At 62.0% G+C, this 15,694-nt stretch carries 30 protein-coding genes, 1 tRNA gene and 1 pseudogene; 11 read left to right on the top strand and 21 right to left on the bottom strand.

Going from position 1 to position 15,694, the window contains the following annotated elements; genetic code table 11:
- The 17 genes and pseudogenes from JCM21793_RS28935 to JCM21793_RS19555 form a co-directional block, all read right to left on the bottom strand.
- Positions 1–198 (bottom strand): annotated as a pseudogene (locus JCM21793_RS28935) (hypothetical protein); the annotation flags it as partial.
- A gap of 148 nt (positions 199–346) precedes the next feature.
- A complete protein-coding gene (locus JCM21793_RS19635) occupies positions 347–1,111 on the bottom strand; it encodes a hypothetical protein (protein WP_025031460.1) in 765 nt (254 codons plus the stop codon).
- 210 nt (positions 1,112–1,321) lie between these two features.
- Positions 1,322–1,987, bottom strand: coding sequence for a transcription termination/antitermination protein NusG (nusG, locus tag JCM21793_RS27150; RefSeq protein ID WP_025031459.1), 666 nt, complete (start codon positions 1,985–1,987; stop codon positions 1,322–1,324).
- Complete coding sequence (locus JCM21793_RS19625; RefSeq protein WP_025031458.1) at positions 1,956–3,218, bottom strand: LvrA C-terminal domain-related protein; 1,263 nt, start codon at positions 3,216–3,218, stop codon at positions 1,956–1,958. The genes nusG and JCM21793_RS19625 overlap by 32 nt, the downstream gene beginning before the upstream one ends.
- Positions 3,215–3,910, bottom strand: a complete 696-nt coding sequence (locus tag JCM21793_RS19620; protein ID WP_025031457.1) for a hypothetical protein — start codon at positions 3,908–3,910, stop codon at positions 3,215–3,217. The genes JCM21793_RS19625 and JCM21793_RS19620 overlap by 4 nt, the downstream gene beginning before the upstream one ends.
- Complete coding sequence (locus JCM21793_RS19615; protein WP_025031456.1) at positions 3,907–4,455, bottom strand: hypothetical protein; 549 nt, start codon at positions 4,453–4,455, stop codon at positions 3,907–3,909. The genes JCM21793_RS19620 and JCM21793_RS19615 overlap by 4 nt, the downstream gene beginning before the upstream one ends.
- Positions 4,452–4,781 carry an HNH endonuclease signature motif containing protein gene (locus JCM21793_RS19610; protein ID WP_051556244.1) on the bottom strand — a complete coding sequence of 110 codons (330 nt, stop codon included), beginning with the start codon at positions 4,779–4,781 and terminating at the stop codon, positions 4,452–4,454. The genes JCM21793_RS19615 and JCM21793_RS19610 overlap by 4 nt, the downstream gene beginning before the upstream one ends.
- Before the next feature lie 29 nt (positions 4,782–4,810).
- Positions 4,811–5,116 (bottom strand): hypothetical protein, encoded by a 306-nt coding sequence (locus JCM21793_RS19605; RefSeq protein ID WP_025031454.1) that lies wholly within the window; start codon positions 5,114–5,116, stop codon positions 4,811–4,813.
- A complete protein-coding gene (locus JCM21793_RS19600; protein ID WP_025031453.1) occupies positions 5,094–5,387 on the bottom strand; it encodes a hypothetical protein in 294 nt (97 codons plus the stop codon). Before JCM21793_RS19600 ends, JCM21793_RS19605 begins: the two co-directional genes overlap by 23 nt.
- The gene (locus JCM21793_RS19595; protein WP_155983490.1) at positions 5,384–5,695 is read right to left on the bottom strand and encodes a hypothetical protein; all 312 of its coding nucleotides are present in this window, start codon (positions 5,693–5,695) and stop codon (positions 5,384–5,386) included. The genes JCM21793_RS19600 and JCM21793_RS19595 overlap by 4 nt, the downstream gene beginning before the upstream one ends.
- Complete coding sequence (locus tag JCM21793_RS19590; protein WP_025031451.1) at positions 5,688–5,978, bottom strand: hypothetical protein; 291 nt, start codon at positions 5,976–5,978, stop codon at positions 5,688–5,690. The genes JCM21793_RS19595 and JCM21793_RS19590 overlap by 8 nt, the downstream gene beginning before the upstream one ends.
- Positions 5,975–6,505, bottom strand: a complete 531-nt coding sequence (locus JCM21793_RS27145; protein ID WP_036540979.1) for a methyltransferase domain-containing protein — start codon at positions 6,503–6,505, stop codon at positions 5,975–5,977. The genes JCM21793_RS19590 and JCM21793_RS27145 overlap by 4 nt, the downstream gene beginning before the upstream one ends.
- Positions 6,502–7,638: an MT-A70 family methyltransferase gene (locus tag JCM21793_RS19580; protein ID WP_025031449.1), complete on the bottom strand. Its 1,137-nt coding sequence runs from the start codon at positions 7,636–7,638 to the stop codon at positions 6,502–6,504. Before JCM21793_RS19580 ends, JCM21793_RS27145 begins: the two co-directional genes overlap by 4 nt.
- Positions 7,638–7,904 carry a DUF2312 domain-containing protein gene (locus tag JCM21793_RS19575; RefSeq protein WP_025031448.1) on the bottom strand — a complete coding sequence of 89 codons (267 nt, stop codon included), beginning with the start codon at positions 7,902–7,904 and terminating at the stop codon, positions 7,638–7,640. Before JCM21793_RS19575 ends, JCM21793_RS19580 begins: the two co-directional genes overlap by 1 nt.
- 56 nt (positions 7,905–7,960) lie before the next feature.
- Positions 7,961–8,152 carry a hypothetical protein gene (locus tag JCM21793_RS19570; protein WP_025031447.1) on the bottom strand — a complete coding sequence of 64 codons (192 nt, stop codon included), beginning with the start codon at positions 8,150–8,152 and terminating at the stop codon, positions 7,961–7,963.
- A 94-nt stretch (positions 8,153–8,246) separates the two neighbouring features.
- Entirely contained in the window at positions 8,247–8,507 is a 261-nt protein-coding gene (locus JCM21793_RS19560) for a hypothetical protein (protein WP_155983489.1), read from the bottom strand.
- Positions 8,504–9,037, bottom strand: a complete 534-nt coding sequence (locus JCM21793_RS19555) for a phage regulatory CII family protein (protein WP_025031445.1) — start codon at positions 9,035–9,037, stop codon at positions 8,504–8,506. Before JCM21793_RS19555 ends, JCM21793_RS19560 begins: the two co-directional genes overlap by 4 nt.
- Before the next feature lie 243 nt (positions 9,038–9,280).
- Between JCM21793_RS19555 and JCM21793_RS29335 the strand changes: the two genes are divergently transcribed.
- On the top strand, positions 9,281–9,736 hold the full coding sequence (locus JCM21793_RS29335) for a hypothetical protein (RefSeq protein WP_155983488.1): 456 nt from the start codon (positions 9,281–9,283) through the stop codon (positions 9,734–9,736).
- Here JCM21793_RS29335 and JCM21793_RS19545 read toward each other — a convergent pair.
- Both JCM21793_RS19545 and JCM21793_RS19540 read right to left on the bottom strand, forming a co-directional pair.
- Complete coding sequence (locus JCM21793_RS19545) at positions 9,729–10,070, bottom strand: hypothetical protein (RefSeq protein ID WP_025031444.1); 342 nt, start codon at positions 10,068–10,070, stop codon at positions 9,729–9,731. The two genes, JCM21793_RS29335 and JCM21793_RS19545, sit on opposite strands and share 8 nt — an antisense overlap.
- The gene (locus JCM21793_RS19540) at positions 10,067–10,297 is read right to left on the bottom strand and encodes a transcriptional regulator (RefSeq protein WP_025031443.1); all 231 of its coding nucleotides are present in this window, start codon (positions 10,295–10,297) and stop codon (positions 10,067–10,069) included. The genes JCM21793_RS19545 and JCM21793_RS19540 overlap by 4 nt, the downstream gene beginning before the upstream one ends.
- Positions 10,298–10,381: 84 nt before the next feature.
- Between JCM21793_RS19540 and JCM21793_RS31575 the strand changes: the two genes are divergently transcribed.
- Together JCM21793_RS31575 and JCM21793_RS19530 are read left to right on the top strand one after the other, a co-directional pair.
- Positions 10,382–10,546 carry a helix-turn-helix domain-containing protein gene (locus JCM21793_RS31575; protein ID WP_081784773.1) on the top strand — a complete coding sequence of 55 codons (165 nt, stop codon included), beginning with the start codon at positions 10,382–10,384 and terminating at the stop codon, positions 10,544–10,546.
- Positions 10,547–10,832: 286 nt separating this feature from the next.
- Positions 10,833–11,060 (top strand): hypothetical protein, encoded by a 228-nt coding sequence (locus JCM21793_RS19530; protein WP_025031441.1) that lies wholly within the window; start codon positions 10,833–10,835, stop codon positions 11,058–11,060.
- Here JCM21793_RS19530 and JCM21793_RS19525 read toward each other — a convergent pair.
- A complete protein-coding gene (locus JCM21793_RS19525; RefSeq protein ID WP_051556242.1) occupies positions 11,057–11,296 on the bottom strand; it encodes a hypothetical protein in 240 nt (79 codons plus the stop codon). The two genes, JCM21793_RS19530 and JCM21793_RS19525, sit on opposite strands and share 4 nt — an antisense overlap.
- 198 nt (positions 11,297–11,494) lie before the next feature.
- Between JCM21793_RS19525 and JCM21793_RS19520 the strand changes: the two genes are divergently transcribed.
- From JCM21793_RS19520 to JCM21793_RS19480, 8 genes are all read left to right on the top strand, one after another.
- A complete protein-coding gene (locus JCM21793_RS19520) occupies positions 11,495–11,722 on the top strand; it encodes a hypothetical protein (protein WP_025031439.1) in 228 nt (75 codons plus the stop codon).
- A gap of 2 nt (positions 11,723–11,724) precedes the next feature.
- Positions 11,725–12,117 (top strand): hypothetical protein, encoded by a 393-nt coding sequence (locus tag JCM21793_RS19515; RefSeq protein WP_025031438.1) that lies wholly within the window; start codon positions 11,725–11,727, stop codon positions 12,115–12,117.
- 13 nt (positions 12,118–12,130) lie between these two features.
- Entirely contained in the window at positions 12,131–12,508 is a 378-nt protein-coding gene (locus tag JCM21793_RS19510; RefSeq protein WP_025031437.1) for a hypothetical protein, read from the top strand.
- Positions 12,509–12,521: 13 nt separating this feature from the next.
- On the top strand, positions 12,522–12,662 hold the full coding sequence (locus JCM21793_RS29330) for a hypothetical protein (protein WP_155983487.1): 141 nt from the start codon (positions 12,522–12,524) through the stop codon (positions 12,660–12,662).
- Entirely contained in the window at positions 12,662–12,949 is a 288-nt protein-coding gene (locus tag JCM21793_RS19500; RefSeq protein WP_025031436.1) for a hypothetical protein, read from the top strand. Before JCM21793_RS29330 ends, JCM21793_RS19500 begins: the two co-directional genes overlap by 1 nt.
- Positions 12,946–13,233, top strand: coding sequence for a hypothetical protein (locus tag JCM21793_RS19495; RefSeq protein ID WP_025031435.1), 288 nt, complete (start codon positions 12,946–12,948; stop codon positions 13,231–13,233). Before JCM21793_RS19500 ends, JCM21793_RS19495 begins: the two co-directional genes overlap by 4 nt.
- Positions 13,230–13,904 (top strand): hypothetical protein, encoded by a 675-nt coding sequence (locus tag JCM21793_RS28925; protein ID WP_081784772.1) that lies wholly within the window; start codon positions 13,230–13,232, stop codon positions 13,902–13,904. Before JCM21793_RS19495 ends, JCM21793_RS28925 begins: the two co-directional genes overlap by 4 nt.
- A 192-nt stretch (positions 13,905–14,096) precedes the next feature.
- Positions 14,097–15,209, top strand: coding sequence for a tyrosine-type recombinase/integrase (locus tag JCM21793_RS19480; RefSeq protein ID WP_025031434.1), 1,113 nt, complete (start codon positions 14,097–14,099; stop codon positions 15,207–15,209).
- A 59-nt stretch (positions 15,210–15,268) separates the two neighbouring features.
- Here JCM21793_RS19480 and JCM21793_RS19475 read toward each other — a convergent pair.
- A tRNA-Thr gene (locus tag JCM21793_RS19475) sits at positions 15,269–15,343 on the bottom strand.
- Between the last annotated feature and the right edge of the window lie 351 nt (positions 15,344–15,694).

Genomic DNA, 15,694 nt, shown 5'->3' with positions numbered 1-15,694 from the left:
CTGCGAAGGCTCCAGCGACTTGTAGAGCTGGGCGCGCGCCACGTCGGGGCGAATGCGGGCGAGCCTGCCTTCGCCATCAATGGCCGCACCGAAGATTTTGCCCTCGGTGATGTATTGCGACACGCGACCGGGCGAGACGCCGATAAGGCGTGCAAAGTCGCCCTTCGCCATAGTCTCGACTTTAGCGGGTTCGCTCATCTTTAGGCTTCGACTTTAGGCTTTCAGAATCGGCTCAGACTGCCGAAACCCCGCGGTCCGAATTACTCGCGGGTCGGGCTTGTCCAGGAAGGACCCAAAGAGGTGTGCGGGGCCGCCCACATGGCAGATTGTGCTTCAGAGGATGAACTCAGCGGTTCGGGCGACGCAAAATCAGATCAGCAGAACGTTTGAAGTTGATGGGAAGCCGGGCCCTTGCGGTCGCATCAGCCCAATTCTTCCAATCGAACGCGTCGGCATAGTCTGGGACACGGTTCACAAAGATGAAGACCGGTGTCACCGCACCGCGCCGATCGCGCTGCCATATACCCCGGGGCAGATTGCTGGGCCGGATGCCGCCGATGCGGGGGGCATCCTTTCCATACGAAACGAAGTATCGGGCAGCGCCGCGCCGTCTCTTTGCCGCCTTGCTCGCGCGGCTCTCGTTGCCGATCCCGCTGTCGCCAATCTGAAGCTGCGACAGGATCTTCGCATATGTGCTCCGGGGTACGTTGCCGTGCCGGTCAAGCTTGAGCGCCTTGCCTGGCATGGCGTATTCATTCACCCGCATGATACCGGCATGGATCAACCGTTTTTCCCATCGCGTGTGTGGGCGTCTGCCACCTCGAATCTGCGTCAGCAGATATTTGCCGGCCGGCGTACCCTTCGGCGCGAAGTCCTTGAAGTAGACTTCCGCAGTTATCGTCCGTTTGCTTGCCGGTTTCACGAACGCGGCGTTCAGCGTCCACCGCGTGGGGCGATCGAACACCCGCACCATCCACTTCTTGGAGTTCTTCTGGATGTCCTGCGCCGTCCATGTCGCCGCCCTCGCGAAAGCAAATGGCAGGTCGCGCCCAAGGTCTCGAGCCAGCTTTTGTTCAAAATCCTGCTGATTGTAGCTGACCGAAGTTCTCAAGCGTCAACCCTTCTCTTCAGGAGAGCGGCAAACAGAATTTCGAGAATAGAACCCCATCGCGGCAAAGCTGAAACCTCGTTCGGTTCGCTTTGCCTGGGTCTGGCCGGCGCTCGGCGTGGGGCTTTCACCCACTCGTCCATCAGTCCTGCGATGGTCCCTCTGACGCTGCGCTCAGGCTCACCAGATCGTCCTGGGTCAGAATCGCTAACGCTATTTGCTCAGATCGGCAAGAGGGATCGTCGTCCGCACTTCGCGACCGAATATCGTCACCAGAATTCGTGCCATATCGATACCAACCACACGCTCGACCACAGCAGGGAAACTTGCAAACGGGCCGTGATCGATATGCACCTTGTCACCTGACCGATAGAGCCCCTTCACCGCTTCGATATCTTCCTCATCACTTTCCAGCACTGCCTTGAGTTTCAAGACGTTTTCGTCACTCACCGGCAGCGGGCCATGCGCCCCGGAGATCACAGATAGGGCACCACGAACACGCGCCAGACCACCCCATATTGAGGCGCACGACAGTACCCGTACAAACACGTAGCCGGGCATGACGGGGCGTTCCTGTATCCAGATTTTCCTCGAGTTCGGACGCTTCCACGGGCGCTTTTCGGTCGGCATCCAGTGCTCTACCTTCGCGTCGACCAAGGTCTTTTCCACAGCTTTGTCGAAGCGTGGAACCGTCCGAAGCACATACCAGCGTCGGCCGCTCGGCTCATCACCGGACCCGGCAAGCATTGCCTGTGTTTTGCGGCTTGCCGTTGCCTGCCGATTCGCCCGCATGAGGAGCGCTGAAATCTCGGCATCTGACAGTTGATCTTGAGTAACGGGTTTCGCCTCATTCAGCTGCTTGCTGCGCGCCATCATCATTGCCTTTTGCCTCGTATGCCCTGATTGCCGCCTCGAAATCCTTCAGCCCGCCCGGCCCGCCAGCCGGGAAGTAAACCCACTCCTGCCGCCCGGGGTCGGGTATCCACGGCCAGCCGCGCGCCTGGTGCTCCGCCCGCCATTCCTCCCACCGCTCGGAGCCAACCCGCACCGCCTCCATCATCTCGGCAAGCGGCTCCAGCGCGGTCGAGACGGTCACGCCCTGCCGATGCATGGCCTTCTCATGCATCACGTTGATCGACGGAAACCCCGTCCGAACCCGCTTGTCGGCGATCAGTTGTTCCTCCGTGAAACTGCCACCCTCCACCATCCGGCGTTCGATGCGGGTCAACACGGGTGTCGGCCCCGTTGGCCCTGCGAACAGGGTTTTGATCCTCGCCGCCTGCCAGAGCTTTCCGAATGGCTTTGCCAGCACCACGGCTGGACGCGCCGCATTCTCCGCAGGCTCCAGACGCAACCAGCGTTTCTCCCGCAGATAGACCGCATGGCTGCAAAGGTGCTTCCTGCCGCCATTCTTGACCGCAGCCGCATAGCGCTCCGCTTCCGCGTCAGCCTGCACACGCTCTTCGGCTGAGAGGTCAATCCATGCCTTCCATGCCTCCGGCCTGCTATCGCTCACCGATGTCGGCCATGCCTGGAAGGCTCGCTCGAATGCCCGTTCGAGCGTCTTGCGGTTCGTCGGCGAGTTTCCATTTTCTTCCCGCTCGCCTGCGCGCGCCTCTCTCTCCTGTTCTGCAGGGGGCGTTAAATCGGGGACGTTCTTATAGGGTGCCGATCCAGGACCGGCAGGGGGTGCCGACTCTGGGCCGGCAGGGGGTGCCGGTATATCGGCAGGGGTGCCGGCTGACCGGCACCCTGTTTCCGCAGGGTCGAGTTGATCATTTTCGGCCTCATCCTCTTCCCATGTGCGCAGGGTCGAAGCCGCCACTTCCCGGTCAAAGATGACCCTGTAGTGATAGGAGGTGTCGCGCCCGTCGAAGCTGTCGCCGGTGCGTCGCTCCACGACGCCGATCTTCATGAGCCGTTCCAGCGAGCTCTGCACGGTCGACCGCGCGCAGTCGAGCTGCCGCGCCATCTTCACCTGACTGCGAAAGCACCAGCCCGCCTTGTCGATATGCCGACCAAGCAGGCATAGCACCTGCAGATCGCGTCCCTTGAGGCGCGGATCGGTGACGATCCAGCCCGGAATGATGGAAAAGCGAGGATCGTTCATTCCGCAGCCTCCAGCGCAAGATCATCAAGGGCTGCACGGCCCCACTGGTCGGCCATTGCCGCCGCCATGCCGGGAAAGAAGCGGCTGCGCTCTTTGCCGCGATCCGCACCCGGCGACATGCGCCACACGCGGTTCCACCGCTTCCACTCGTCGCTGCCCTTTTCAGGCTCCGGCAGCCTGTCCGTTTCACAAAGCGTCGGGAGCCCGCGCAGATACCAGCCCGTCGCCTTGTATTCCGGGTGCCCGAACCAGAACGGCTGGACGATCTGCGGGCGCGGCAGGTCTGCCGGCATCCGGGCCTTGGCAAGGTCATGCATTTCCGGATTCTCAATCGCCACGCGGGGAATGGGCGCGCGCCAGCAGGAAACGAACAGGTCAATGCCCTGCTCGAATTCCGCCTTCATGCTTTCCCAGCTACGCCCTTTCGGCAGTTGCTTTGGTGGCGTCATCTTGCCCGCGCCGGAAAGCCAGCGGCGGCCAGACCGGCAAAGGCGTGTGCAGGGCGGATGGGCGACGACAAGCAGGTCCCAGCCGTCATGCAGAATGTCGCGCACATCGCCGACAATGTGCCGGTTGCTGCGATCATCGGCAGGAAGCAGATCGCAGGACCATGCGTCATGCCCACGCGCGGCAAAGGCCCGCCGCACAATGCCGGAATACTCGCAGCCAACCAGAACGCGGAGACCATTCATCCCGCCTTCCTCCATGCATAGAAATCGCCGCGCAGCGCCTTCCAGCGCTTCGCAGCCTGTCGGTTTTCGTTGAGTTCGCGCCGCGAGGTGATGCCGAGGATGGAGCGCAGCTTCACCACGGCCCGGTCATTCGTCAGCGGCTGTTCAAGCCCGTGCTTTTCCGCGAGAAAGGTGCGGAAGGCCGGTTCGTCGCATTTCATGGTCGCTTCGGCGGCAAAGTCGGGCGGCGCGCCCTGCCCTGCCCGCTGCACCGGTGGCGGTCCCACCTTCTGCGCACGCGCCCTGTCAATCGCCCGGTCCACCAGGTTGAGCAGAAACGCCACCATGTCGGGTGCCGCGCAGATGAACATCATCTCATCAAAGGTCGCGCCCGCGTGAAACCGCGCGATCGGCAGCAGCTCGCCGTGTTCCGTGCGTGCCTCCACGAATTCGCCTGCGTCATCCGCCGCCCGCTGCCATTGTCCCGGCTGGATCGCTGCCAATGCGGTGCGGATGGCGCGCAGGCGCTCGGCATCGGTCTTTCTGTGCTCGGCTGCCACGGTCATTCGGCAGCCTCCAGCGCCGGCCCGCCATTGTGGCCCGACTGCGCCTCAGCCCGTGCCGCCGCCCGCCGCTTCTGGTTCTGCCTGTGCGTCACCAGCTCGAGGTGATCCTCGCGCACGCAGAGCCGTTGCCGGCATTTATGGTCGAGCTGCTTCTTGCCGGGGATGAACCCGTTCTCGTTCGTCCACGAGACCTTGTGAACGGCCACGGTCTGCCCATCGAGCGACATGCGGCCATAGTGCCCGCCGCGTCCGTCGCCGCTGGTCGGGCCGGTCCACAGGTGGCACGGCGTCTCATAGCCCGTGTCGACAATCTCCACGCGCGCCATGATCTTCTGCCGGATGCGCTCGCGTCGGGTCACGGAAACCTCCCATGCTTGCGCATGACGGTCTGCAACCGCTTTGCCGCAGTCTCCAGCGAAACGCGCGCACGCACCTCCTGATGGCCGGAGAACTTGGCCTGCTGGAGCGCATCATAGGCCCGGCAAAGGATGTGGCAGGCCTGCATGATTTCCTCGTCCATCCTGCGCACGACGACACGCGGTTCGGGCACACACAGACCCTCGACCTCCTCCATGAGCGCTTTGCCCACCACGGAGGCTATGCGCTTCTGGATGCCTTCAATCCTGTCGACCGGCGCGTCATGCCTCGCCTCCCTCGGCAAAGGCGGCCATGGCGTCCTGAAACTGGTTGAGACCGGCCGCAAGACCGGGCGCGAGCTGCCCGCGCCCGTCCCGCACGGCGCGCATCGCCGTCAGTCGAAACTCGATGAAGCGCACGCCGGCGTCGAACTGCCGTCGCCGGCTCATGGCGACAATCACGTCCTGATATTTGAGCAGGATCGTATCGGGCAGCTTCAGAAGCAGATGCGCGAATGCCCGGTCGTCACGCGCTTCGCGAAGCTGCCTGAGAATGGGAAGCATGGTGTCCGTCATGGCGCACCACCTTCCGTTTCACGTTTGGCATGCACTGTAACAGGCTCATCGCAAAGGCTTTTCGCGATCCTGCGCAGGGTCAGCCGCCGTCCCTTGTCGCGGACGAGAAAGTCATAGGGCCGCAATTGCAGCAGGGCGCAGAGCAGGAGAAAATTGCCCGCCGAAAGCGGCTTTCCCGCACACACGCGCGAGAGCATCGCCTTGTTCAGTTCCGGCCATGCCTCGACAGCGGACCCGAATGTGAGGCCCCGCTCCTGCAATGTGTGTTTCACGGCCTCGGCAAAGAGAAGGTGGTTGATATCAGCCATGGTCTTGCCCTCCATGGGTGAGCGTGATGCCCCGTTTGGCGGGCGGGTGGCCAAGCGCCGCCCAGAGCCGCGCACGCGGCTCCGGCGCGCAAAGCTGCCCCATCCACGCCATGTGAAATTCGTTGTTGGTCACCCCGGCCAAGCTGCGCAGCCCGGTCTTCGCGGCACGGACAAGTTCCGTCCGCCGCCACGGCTCGCCGCTCTCCATCACCTGGAATTCGGCACGAGCCCGCAGGAAGAGCATCAGCATGCGCGGGGAGAAGTCGGGGCGAGATGCCGTCATACCGCCACCCTCTGCAGGTGGATAAGACGCCCCCGCAGGCCTGCCGCGGCTATTCGCTGTACGGCTTCCCGACCATAGGCCACCAGCACCGAGGGAGCGCCGCCATTTGCCGCCGCCTTCTGGCCGTTCGGGTGGTGAAACGTCAGTCGCCCCTCAAAGAAGAACAAGGCGTCAGCGCGGTTCCAGACTGTGCGATGAAACTCCGCCGTCTCGGTCCGGGCGAATACAAGCGCTAGTGCGCGGCCATGATCGGCACAGCGCTCCAGCCACCGCCCGAAATGGCGGTCGTAGGGAGGGTTGCACCACACAAGGCCAAACCACTCAGCATGCAGGCCACCCAGCCCGCCTGCCACATCTGGGCCGTAATGCTCGCCAGCGGTTGCCCATGGTCTTGGTGGGGAGAAGCAGGGGTCCAGATCGAACGGCCCCAGCGCGCGAATGAGCGAGGGAGGCGTCAACCAGACTGTTTCGCCGTTCCCGGCGTTCTGATGTCCGCCCATCCCCAGATTCAGCGTGGCCTGGCTCATGCTTGCCCCTCCCCCGCTTCAAACCCCCAGGCATCCCAGCCCGGTCGGGGCGAGCGGCAGAACAGCTCCAGCCGCGCCATGTCCGGGTAAAACCGCTCTATTGTCTCGGCGAAGAAATCGGGCTTGGCGCTGTGCCGCCCCTTCCGCTCGCGGTAGACGGTTTCGGGCTGCGAACCCGGCAGCGGCGCAACCACATCGCCGCGCCTTCCGATCAAAAGCAGCTCATGCCGGTCGCGGCCCCAATAGCCGGTGCCGGCCACTTCCTTGTCCCAGATCCAGTGATGGACATAGGCAAAGCCGCAGACCTCCATCACGCGCAGTGCGTCGGGCAGCATGGGATTGGTCGCCCAGAGAAAGAGAACCGCGGGCGTCTCCCCGCCGATCAGCCTTGCCATCAGCTCGGCAATGGCGCCCGTCTCCATGGTCGGATAGTGGTTTTCGGCGCTCTTCTCGCGCCCCGTCACCTCCGATCGCACACCGAATTGCCACGGCGGATCGGCATAATAGACCGGATAGGCCCGGCCCAGCTCTTCGGGTGCACGCGCTGCGCCCTTCTCGGCAACCATGTCCATATGCGCCAGGCGCACCGCATGGCGGGTTTTCTGGGTCTCGGCGCGAATGCCCTTTGCCACCCGCATCAGCTCACGTCGGTTTTCCGGCTCCGGCATGTAGGCGGTCTTGATGGTCTTGCGCGCAGGCTGCTTTTTGCCGTCGCGGCCTTCCACTTCCTCAAGGTGCGGAATTTCCGCAGCATCGACCAACTGCCGCCGCACCTTCGCAACCGTCTTGTCGTCAACACCCAGCATGGCGGCAATCGCGCGAGAGGAGATCGACGGCGTATCCCGCAATTGCCCTACGATCAGGGAGCGCTTCTGTGCACTGGTCAGGTGCCGCCGCGAAACGTTCAGCTCGCGTGCCAGCGTCCGCTTTTCCGCTTCGCTCAGCCCCTTGCGCACAAAGCGCGGCCAGTCCGCCAGTCCGAGGCTCTCGCAGACCTGCACCCGGTGGTGCCCGTCGAGGATGTTGCCTTCCTCGTCATACTCCACCGGCACAAGCACACCGTGCTCGATGATGGAGGCTTCGAGCGCGGCAAAATCTTCGGGAGAAAGCGGAGGCAGGAGCTGATACTTCATCACTCCATCCCCAGCGCGGCCTTGTAGGTGTCGAGCACCGCCTCGGCTTCCTGCCGTTCGGTCGGATCCAACTTGCGCAGCTTGACGATCGCCCGCACCGCCTTGGTGTCGAACCCCATCGCCTTGGCTTCCGCGTAGATTTCCTTCCGGTCGTCGCTCAGCGCGTCGATATCCTCCTGCACGCGCTCGATCCGCTCGACAAAGGCACGCAGCTGACCGGCGGCGACGGTCTGTGGCCCGCTGGCTTCATCACCTTCCGCCGCCATCTTCGCGCCCGGTCGCTCTCGTGCCGGCCCGCGCGGGTTCCACGGATCGTGCGCCATCACGCAGCCCTCCCCTTGTCTGGTTGATGCGAAGAGCTCCCCACCCGCCGCAATCGCCTGCGCAGGCGCAGCATCGCCTCCCGCGCCGGCAGGCTGCGCTCCACGTCGAAGCGCGCGATGCTGTCGGGGTCGAGATGCGCCAGCAGGCTGCCGGCGAGGAAGAGGTTCGGGCTCACCTGGTCGCTGCGCATCAGCCCGCCTCCGGCGTGATGGCGGCAAGCCACAGGAGCTGCAGCCCGAAGAGGATGAGGCCGAGCAGTGCTGCCCGCCATGCCGGGGTCGCGCTCATGCTGCTTCCTCTGCCAGGCTCTTGCAGCCGCTGAGATAGTCGCGGTGAAACGGGCAATAGCGGCTGTCCTGCCGCCCGCTTGCCCAATGCTCCGGTTCCACGGGTGCCGCACAGAAATAGGTGTCCGCCCCTTCGCTGCGCACGGGAAACTGGCAGGCAGGCCCCTCACACGCGGCTAGCAGAAGCCCGCCCGACACGCCCTCCGTCGCTTCCGGCGCGTTGCGGCACCACACCATGTCTTCGACAGAGCGGATCACGATGCGCCCCCACACACCACGGAAAACCCGCCCGCATGGCGCACACTGGCCGCATGTTTTCTGCAGGCGGCGATGATATCGGAAAGCTCGCTCAGCCGCCGGTCATAGATGGCAGCCTCTGCCGGTGTGATCTTGCCGTCCGCCATGGCCTCGGCCATGGTCGCCATCATCTCGCCCGCCTTGCTGCAAAGCCCCGCATAGCCGCGCATGATGTCGGCTTCGGCATCGGCCACTTCCTTCGGGTCGGAAAGCCGTCGCCCGGAAAGCTCCGCCAGCGCGGTGGTGATCACCGGCATGCCGGTTTCGGCTTCCAGCGCCCACACCGCATCGAGCGGCATCAGGTCCGGCCCGTCGCCATTGTTCCAGCGCCCGACGGTGGATTTCGAGTAGCCGACGATTTCCACCACGCGCTCGATGCCGCCGGCAGCGGCAATCATGTCGCGTTGTGCAGCCTTGATGCGGAAGTGGCGGGGATTGGCATTCGGATCATGGGTCTCTCCGGAAAAGCCCTGCGCTATGGCTTCGGGCATTCGTTGCTCGGAAAGCCAAATCGTTAGCTTTCCGCCTGTTGCACAGGACACAAACTCATTCCCGCGCCGGGAAAACCCGGCGTCGTTTCCCGTGGCGGGAATGGATTGGCGATGTCAGTGTGCGAGCGTCAGTTCGCTAAGGAGGTCCGCATGGGAAGCGCGCGATCATCATTTGCTGTCCGCCAGGCTCACTGCATCCTGCAGCAGCGCAATAAGGTGGCGTGCATGCGCAGCAGAGATCGTATGACTGATCTTCTGGTCGCCCTGGAAGGCCTCAACAACGACGCTCTTGAAGGCAGAGCGGATGCTGATACCGTCAATTTCCGCGCGCCACAAAGTAATCCCCTCTGGCCGATAAAGAACTCATTGGGTGGAGGACACGACTTGATTGCAGTTTCAGACATTCTGAAAATCCTCGATCAGATTCCAGTTTGGAGAAGCTTGACCAGCCTCCCCAAACGCATCGCGGAGCTGGAGGCGCGTGTAGCGACGCTCGAGTCCGGAAAGGCAGCAACCAAGGCACCTGGCCGAACGACTGCCCGCGCTGCCATGCGGTCATGGAGTTTCAAAGCGAAGAAGAGCACCCAATTACCGGTCCGATGGGCCACATGGAGCACACGCTTCGCTGCCTCAATTGCGGACACGAGGCCAAGAGGCGGTTCATTCCGGCAAAGGGATATGCCTGAAAGTCTCATCTAGCCTCCCCCTCCCGTGGCAACCGCAACTCGAAGGACCGTCTGGCTGCACCGGCCTCAAGGTCACATACAGCGCGCAGAAGGCGCGGAATGCCCGCAGCCCTTGCGCGCTCGGCGGCCATGTCGGCAATCAGCGCATCGATACCGGGCAATCCGTCATGGGCCGCAAGCGCCTTGAGCAGGATTGCCATGGCCGGCGAAACCCGAATGGAAATGAAAGAAGCCGCGCCTTCCGCCCGGGAGGAGCGGAGGCAGACAGGCGCGGCAGGTGCCGCATCTCCTGGGAGGAGGTCGGAAACGCGGTCTTGGGAGGACGAGTTTTTGAGGAGTGCGGTCATTCAGCAGCCTCCGGAACTCGACCTGCGGGGCCGGCATTCACCGGCTTTCCATAGATGTCGGGACGAATGTCATGCCGTGAAATCCCGGTAATTCGCTCGAGATCGAGTACACGCGCAGGCGGAACCTGCCTCCATGAGTAGAAGGCCTGGTGCTTGATCCCGAGTTCAGCCGCGAGCTTGTTCAGCCCGCCAACTTTCTCTGCTGCTTGTTCGACGATCTTCAACATGCGCCATTGGTAGGCATTACCTACCTACTTTGTCAAGCGCTTTGGTAGGTGCAACCGAAGTAAGCACTAATTACAATTGAAGCTATGGAAACGATCGGCTCAAGAATCAAACAAGCGCGCGCATCGCGCGGACTCACCCAGAAGCAGGTGGCTGACCACTTTGGGATACAGCGCGTATCGGTCACCCAATGGGAGAGCGACACAACGACCCCGGACGTCGAGCGCATCCCGGCTTTAGCTCCATCCTGAACGTGTCTACGGACTGGCTGCTTGAGGCCAAAGGCGCGCCTCCAGCCGCCGACCCAAAAGAACGCACAAGAGGCTTCAGACCTTCGATCGTTCCGGGCAAGGATCTTGTGAAACCCGAGAAATCACTGCCGCTCTACGCAGCCGCCCGAGGTGGAGACGGGCACGTGATCGTGACCTTTGAAGCAATAGAATATCTCAAGATGCCGACCATCCTGGAAGGTGTTCGCGGGGGATACGGCCTACTGATCACAGGGGAATCAATGGAGCCGGCCTATCGGCCGGTGACATGGCCCTAATCAATCCGAATCTCCCACCACAACGCGACACCGATGTCGTGCTTTACCACGCTGCGCCGGGGGAAACCGGTGAAGCAGAGGCGATCATAAAGCGCCTGGATGGCCTCAACGATCGCGAATGGACGCTTGAGCAATACAAGCCCGCCAAGACATTCAAAGAGTATCGCGCAGAATGGCCGATCTGCCATCGAGTGGTGGGAAAATACAACTCTCGCTAGGCGCGCGGCATCGCGAGCACGTCATCGGGAACTTCCCCGTACGCCGCAATCAAACGGGCTTCATCATACTCACCAGTCTTCGGATTGCCCGAGCGTGAGAAGGCAATGACAAGCGTTTTCTGCAAAGCAAGGCGCTCGGCAATCCGCCGGGCGTGATTGGTGTTTTGCGCCTGAAGCGGCGTGTCCGCTATCAACACCCCTCGCCGGCCCGTGAAGTATGACTGCACAACAAACATTGAACTCATTACTGCCTCTGCCTCTCCCGCACTGGAAACGCCGACTAACCTCGCGTGCCGATGAGAACAAATCAAGTACATATCAACAGGAATTTTACTGAGCTTAACGCCACGGCGCTTACCTACCTACCAGATCACGGTTGACAATATTAGTAAGTGATGCCTACCTTCCCTCAGTCTCAACGAGGAAAGTAAGTCATGATCACCTACCGCACAGCCACCACACGGCTTCCCGCTCCTGCCCAGATCGAAACAGACCCGGTGCGCCGTATGGCCGATGCCATGCTGGTCATCCAGGGCGGCGGTCGCACGGTCGACCGTGAAGCCCTTTCGCTCATGGGCTTTTCCAGCGCAGAGATCGACCGCTACGGCGCCGAGGCCCGCGACTTGGCGAACTTATGGGCGTCGCAAGGGCGGGCGGCATAGTTATGCCCTGCTCCCTTAGAAACGCGCCGCCTTCGCCGGAAGAAATCACCAGGAACAAGCTGTTTGGTCAACGCGCCTCCTGGCGCGGCGTCACCGTCGCTTCCGACAAATCGGTCATCTCAGTCTCGTTCACGATGGACGACGGGAGCGTGCAGCGCCTGCGACTAACCATCGCCGATGCAGGACAGATGGCACAGGCGCTCCAAGACCTCTGCGATCCGAACTTCGATCCGCGTTCACTCCACGAGGGTTTGTCACTGCGTCAAATCACCGAGGTGGAAGAGGCCGGAGACAGCGGGACGCGCCGGTCGAGCAGCACCAGAACCGAGATTCGGCCCGTCAACGAACAGGACGCCCCGGCTTTTCCATCGCCGCGGCAAAATGCGGACAATTGAGAGGATCCCCGCCATGCTCAGACGCGTAAGCGCAGAGCCGCATCTTTTCGAGCACATTCTCATCGATGCTCCCCTTGCCGCCAATCCCAACGTAGGTCGCCTCGAAGTCGCAGCGACTGCAGGCAATGATTTCAACGCTCACAACTCTTCCCTCCCTCATCAGCGAAATACAAGCATTTCAGCTACCCGCGACGAAGCACAGAATCTTCGATACAGAATAAGCGAGTATTGCAATCAAAATGGAGCGCCACAACCGAAGAGCGCAAAGGAAGGCCCTGCTCGCCATCTATGGCTTGCCTTTCTGGCGCGCCGCCGCGTCGAGCATGCGCTGATCCTGTCGCTGGCCTTCGGCTATGGCTTCGTCGGCGCGCTCATCTTCGCGGCGACATGAGAGGGGCAGAACCATGTTCTCCGCCCTCGCCACCCTCGCCGGCGCAGCTTTCGGCCTTGGCCTGGTGGCCCTTCTCGTCATCGGCCTGAAACGTCGCGAGCGCCGCACCGGCGCCGAAGATTTCCTTTCAAACAAGAACGATTGGGGAATGTGATGGCTGATCGCACACATGCTCAATGCAGCAACTGCGGCAGCGTCATGCCGCCCTCCAGCTTCCGCGCTTGTGAGGCATGCCGCGCTGAATGGCGGCAATACGCCAGAAAGCCCGGAGGCCCGGCCGAACAGCGCGAGCTTCTGGAAGATCTCATCGCCGTCACGAAAGACGTGACACGCATGCTTGAGGCGGTTCGCTTTACCTGCGGTCTGGGTCAGGGCCAGCTCGACCGCCTGCAGAAAGCGAAATCCGCAATCATCAGGGCGGAGGGAGCGCTTAAGCAATGACCATAGAAACCCATGACGGCCGCACGCAGGTCGCCTGCGATCACTGTCCGGCCAGCTATCCCAACACTTACGCCCGCGAGGATTTCGACGTGATGATCGCCGACGCGCGAACCGCCGGCTGGCGCATCGTGAAGGCGAAGGTCGATCCGGCCAGTGGCGAAGGCACGGCCGAGCTCTTCGGCGCCTCGCAAAGCATCGCAGGCCGCAAGCCCAAACAGGGCTATCTCCACATCTGCCCGGCCTGCCAACAGGTGATGGGTGGCAACCGGAGGACGCTGATATGAGCCGCGAACAGAAGCTTGAGCAGGCTTTGCATGACTTCGTGACAGAAATCCGCGCCTACCAGTCACACGAATGCGAGGAGTGCGAGATCATCGGACCGCTACTCCGGCAAGCCGATGCTGTTCTTTCTGCCCCCAAGGCAGAGGCGCACCCAGACGACAAGGCGGTTGATCGGTTCGCAGAAGCCATGAAGATAAAGCTTGCACTGAAACGCAAAGAGGGTCGCGGCGGATGGTGGGACGACGCCTTCTGCAACAATCCCGAGATCTCGGCGATGCTTCGTGAGCACGTCGAAAAAGGCGATCCGCTCGACGTTGGAAACCTTGCGATGATGCTGCACCAGCGCGGCGAGCGGATCGCGCCTGCACCCAAGGCAGAGGCGAAGGATTATCCAGCCGCCCTATTCCGTCGAGCGCAGGACACCGCTGCAAGGGCTGCCGCGAGGTTCCCCCAGCCGAACTATGTGACCCTCAAGATCGCCGAAGAAGCTGGTGAGGTGGTGCGTGGCGCGGTCCACTACGCCGAAGAGCGCATGGAATGGATCGAGGTTGAAGAGGAGATCGTACAGTTGATGGCGATGCTCATTCGCTTCGTCACCGAGGGCGATCTGGTGAACGGTGTGACGCCGCCAAATTGCGCCGAACTCCCTAGCAACGGAGGCACGCATGGGTAGGCACGAACTGGACATCGTGCAGATTGGCGACGATGAGCCAATGACGCTTGTCGAAGCCTGCCGAATTGTCTTCCGCGATGCGATCAAGCCTGCCACACTGAGGGTGGAGGCTGCCCGGGGCAACCTCGTCATGGAAAGAATCGGCCGACGCGATTTCGTCACGCGCGCCGCATTGAGAGAGATGAGGGAAAAATGCCGCGTCCAGCAAAAGGCGCCCGCCTCTGGTTCGACAAAAAAGCCGGCCTCTGGTTCATCCGCGACGGAGCGGTCAAACGCGGCACTGGCTGCAGCCTTGAGGAGCGCGAGAGCGCTGAGGGAAGACTCCGACAATACATCGAAGAAAAATACGAACCGCCAACAGACAGTCGTTCCTCTGCACTCCTCGTCGCAGACATCCTGATCTACTACGCTCGCGAGATCGCGGGCGGGCAGCGATCCAAGACGTCAAGCTACTCGATAGAGCGCCTGCTGGACTGGTGGGGGATCAAACCCCTTTCAGAGGTGAAGCGCTCCACCTGCCAGGCCTATGTTGACCATCGTGCTTCACAGCCCATCAGGCAGGCCACCAAATCCAAGAAACCGAAGCTTGTTTCACGAGAGACCGCCAGGCGCGAGCTCACGGTTCTGCGGGCAGCGATCAATGCCTACCACGCCGAAACGCCGCTGGACGCTCTTCCTGTTGTCACGCTGCCCCAGCAGTCTCCACCCAGATCGCGCTGGCTTACGCGTGCGGAAGTCGCGCGCCTTCTCCGAGCGGCTCGGAACCTTGAAGACAGGGATTCGGCCCGCGCATTGCAGCGCTTCATTCTGATCAGCATCTACACGGCAACCAGGTCAGGCGCTGTCCGGCGTCTGGGATGGGTGGAGAACACCCTTGGCGGCCGTGTGGATACGAAAGCCGGCGTCATCCACCGGCGCGGTGCGGGCGAGACCGAGACCAGAAAACGCCGCCCGCCCATTCGCATTCCGCGCCGCCTGGCGGGCTTTCTCAGAAGATGGGAAGCGGCCGACATGCGGGAAGCGAAAGACAGGAAGCCTATCCCTTTCGTGATCCACTATCACGGCAAGACTGTGAAGGCACAGCGCAAGGCATGGGATGAGGCTCGAACGAACGCCGGGCTCGGAAAGGAAGTAACACCGCACATCCTCAAACACACCGCAGTGACATGGATGATGCAGAGTGGAGCGGATCCGTGGGACGTTGCCGAGTATGCGGGAACGAGCCTGAAAATGATCGAAGACGTGTACGGCCACCATCACCCGGAGTTTCAGGGCGACATCGCATCGAGGATCGGAAGGCGGTAGTTTCTGTCATCGTTTCTGTCATGACAGAAAGACAGGTTCCAGCTAAGTGTTTGATTTAATGGTGCTGCCGGAGAGATTTGAACTCTCGACCTCTCCCTTACCAAGGGAGTGCTCTACCCCTGAGCTACGGCAGCAGCGCCGGAACGGAAACGCCTGAAGAACAAACGGGCCAAAGGCGTCCGGACCATGAACGGGCAACAGCGCGCCCGCCTCTGTGATGCGGCGGACTTCTGCCACAATGATCGGCATTGCGCAAGCACACATTCGCATTCAGTTGCTCACTTTGATAAAGGGCTGTGAAAATCGCCCCTGGGACCGGTGCTGCGCCGCTTGCAGTGCGAAGACACAGGGGTAGGATTACAGACGGGTTCTCCATGGAGTTTCACTTGAGCAAAGCCAGAAAGCCAGATGCCTCATCCTCCGGTGGAAAGGGCGACGACGAGCGCAGCAGGCGCCTCGCCGCGCAGTTGCGCGCCAATCTCGCC

Origin of the sequence: Nitratireductor aquibiodomus NL21 = JCM 21793 (assembly GCF_000615975.1) — a bacterium.
GTDB lineage: Bacteria > Pseudomonadota > Alphaproteobacteria > Rhizobiales > Rhizobiaceae > Nitratireductor > Nitratireductor aquibiodomus.
This window is presented reverse-complemented; position numbering and strand designations above follow the sequence as displayed.

Excerpts from the sequence above, each read along its gene's own strand:
- JCM21793_RS19515 (WP_025031438.1), top strand. The coding sequence starts at position 11,725 with ATGCCCTGCTCCCTTAGAAACGCGCCGCCTTCGCCGGAAGAAATCACC.
- JCM21793_RS27145 (WP_036540979.1), bottom strand. The coding sequence starts at position 6,505 with ATGAGCCAGGCCACGCTGAATCTGGGGATGGGCGGACATCAGAACGCC.
- JCM21793_RS19600 (WP_025031453.1), bottom strand. The coding sequence starts at position 5,387 with ATGACGGACACCATGCTTCCCATTCTCAGGCAGCTTCGCGAAGCGCGT.
- JCM21793_RS19530 (WP_025031441.1), top strand. The coding sequence starts at position 10,833 with ATGGCCCTAATCAATCCGAATCTCCCACCACAACGCGACACCGATGTC.
- JCM21793_RS19580 (WP_025031449.1), bottom strand. The coding sequence starts at position 7,638 with ATGAAGTATCAGCTCCTGCCTCCGCTTTCTCCCGAAGATTTTGCCGCG.
- JCM21793_RS19495 (WP_025031435.1), top strand. The coding sequence starts at position 12,946 with ATGACCATAGAAACCCATGACGGCCGCACGCAGGTCGCCTGCGATCAC.
- JCM21793_RS19570 (WP_025031447.1), bottom strand. The coding sequence starts at position 8,152 with ATGCGCAGCGACCAGGTGAGCCCGAACCTCTTCCTCGCCGGCAGCCTG.
- JCM21793_RS29335 (WP_155983488.1), top strand. The coding sequence starts at position 9,281 with ATGACTGATCTTCTGGTCGCCCTGGAAGGCCTCAACAACGACGCTCTT.
- JCM21793_RS19480 (WP_025031434.1), top strand. The coding sequence starts at position 14,097 with ATGCCGCGTCCAGCAAAAGGCGCCCGCCTCTGGTTCGACAAAAAAGCC.
- JCM21793_RS19575 (WP_025031448.1), bottom strand. The coding sequence starts at position 7,904 with ATGGCGGCGGAAGGTGATGAAGCCAGCGGGCCACAGACCGTCGCCGCC.
- JCM21793_RS29330 (WP_155983487.1), top strand. The coding sequence starts at position 12,522 with ATGTTCTCCGCCCTCGCCACCCTCGCCGGCGCAGCTTTCGGCCTTGGC.
- JCM21793_RS19595 (WP_155983490.1), bottom strand. The coding sequence starts at position 5,695 with ATGGCTGATATCAACCACCTTCTCTTTGCCGAGGCCGTGAAACACACA.
- nusG (WP_025031459.1), bottom strand. The coding sequence starts at position 1,987 with ATGATGATGGCGCGCAGCAAGCAGCTGAATGAGGCGAAACCCGTTACT.
- JCM21793_RS19500 (WP_025031436.1), top strand. The coding sequence starts at position 12,662 with ATGGCTGATCGCACACATGCTCAATGCAGCAACTGCGGCAGCGTCATG.
- JCM21793_RS31575 (WP_081784773.1), top strand. The coding sequence starts at position 10,382 with ATGGAAACGATCGGCTCAAGAATCAAACAAGCGCGCGCATCGCGCGGA.
- JCM21793_RS28925 (WP_081784772.1), top strand. The coding sequence starts at position 13,230 with ATGAGCCGCGAACAGAAGCTTGAGCAGGCTTTGCATGACTTCGTGACA.
- JCM21793_RS19525 (WP_051556242.1), bottom strand. The coding sequence starts at position 11,296 with ATGTTTGTTGTGCAGTCATACTTCACGGGCCGGCGAGGGGTGTTGATA.
- JCM21793_RS19555 (WP_025031445.1), bottom strand. The coding sequence starts at position 9,037 with ATGCCCGAAGCCATAGCGCAGGGCTTTTCCGGAGAGACCCATGATCCG.
- JCM21793_RS19520 (WP_025031439.1), top strand. The coding sequence starts at position 11,495 with ATGATCACCTACCGCACAGCCACCACACGGCTTCCCGCTCCTGCCCAG.
- JCM21793_RS19540 (WP_025031443.1), bottom strand. The coding sequence starts at position 10,297 with ATGTTGAAGATCGTCGAACAAGCAGCAGAGAAAGTTGGCGGGCTGAAC.
- JCM21793_RS19610 (WP_051556244.1), bottom strand. The coding sequence starts at position 4,781 with ATGGCGCGCGTGGAGATTGTCGACACGGGCTATGAGACGCCGTGCCAC.
- JCM21793_RS19510 (WP_025031437.1), top strand. The coding sequence starts at position 12,131 with ATGCTCAGACGCGTAAGCGCAGAGCCGCATCTTTTCGAGCACATTCTC.
- JCM21793_RS19615 (WP_025031456.1), bottom strand. The coding sequence starts at position 4,455 with ATGACCGTGGCAGCCGAGCACAGAAAGACCGATGCCGAGCGCCTGCGC.
- JCM21793_RS19590 (WP_025031451.1), bottom strand. The coding sequence starts at position 5,978 with ATGACGGCATCTCGCCCCGACTTCTCCCCGCGCATGCTGATGCTCTTC.
- JCM21793_RS19620 (WP_025031457.1), bottom strand. The coding sequence starts at position 3,910 with ATGAATGGTCTCCGCGTTCTGGTTGGCTGCGAGTATTCCGGCATTGTG.
- JCM21793_RS19545 (WP_025031444.1), bottom strand. The coding sequence starts at position 10,070 with ATGACCGCACTCCTCAAAAACTCGTCCTCCCAAGACCGCGTTTCCGAC.
- JCM21793_RS19625 (WP_025031458.1), bottom strand. The coding sequence starts at position 3,218 with ATGAACGATCCTCGCTTTTCCATCATTCCGGGCTGGATCGTCACCGAT.